The following is a 660-nucleotide window of genomic DNA, read 5'->3' as shown; positions in this document are numbered from 1 at the left end:
TGGCGATCTCGATCGCGGTGAGTAACTGCTCGTGATAGGAGAGGTTCCTGACATCACCGATGAAGAGGACACCCCCCGGGGCGAGCAACTCCAGGCAACGAGATATCACCGTGTCGAGATAGTCCGCGCTCGGGAAATACTGGACAACGGAATTCAAGACAATCGTGTCGAACCACGCGACCGGCAGCCCGTCGAAGTCATCGGCAGGCTGCACACGCAACACAACCCGACCGGCCCACCACACCCCCGCACCGCGCAATCCGGACTCGAGATCCGCGATCGCCACCGACGATATATCGGTTCCCCAATACTGCTCACATTCACCAGCCAGCCGCGAGAGCAACAGACCCGACCCCACACCGATCTCGAGGACACGCGACGGACCCAACGCACGAATCCTATCGACAGTAACCGCTCGCCACTCCAACATCTGCTCGACCGCGATCGGCCTACCGGAGTAACTACTGTTCCACCCACTGAAATCATCACGCAGACCGGTTACCGCATCCTCCGAAGAAAAACCCTCCGGACCCGAGTAGACCTCGTCATAAACCGAACGCCACTGATCAACCACGTCGCTATCGACACGCCCCGAGGAAACCGCCGGATCCACAACAACATAACCGACAAGACGCCTGTCCCCAGGCTGGTCCTCCCGCA

Annotated in this window: 1 protein-coding gene; it reads right to left on the bottom strand. The window is 59.7% G+C overall.

Annotated elements, in window-relative coordinates; translation table 11 throughout:
* A partial coding sequence (locus ACX4ZE_RS22955) for a class I SAM-dependent methyltransferase (protein WP_480275543.1) occupies positions 1-574 on the bottom strand: 574 nt, incomplete at its 3' end.
* Between the last annotated feature and the right edge of the window lie 86 nt (positions 575-660).

This window comes from Nocardia sp. TBRC8007, from assembly GCF_056629435.1.
Note: the sequence above shows the minus strand (reverse complement) of the source record. Positions and strands in the feature narration are given on the sequence as shown.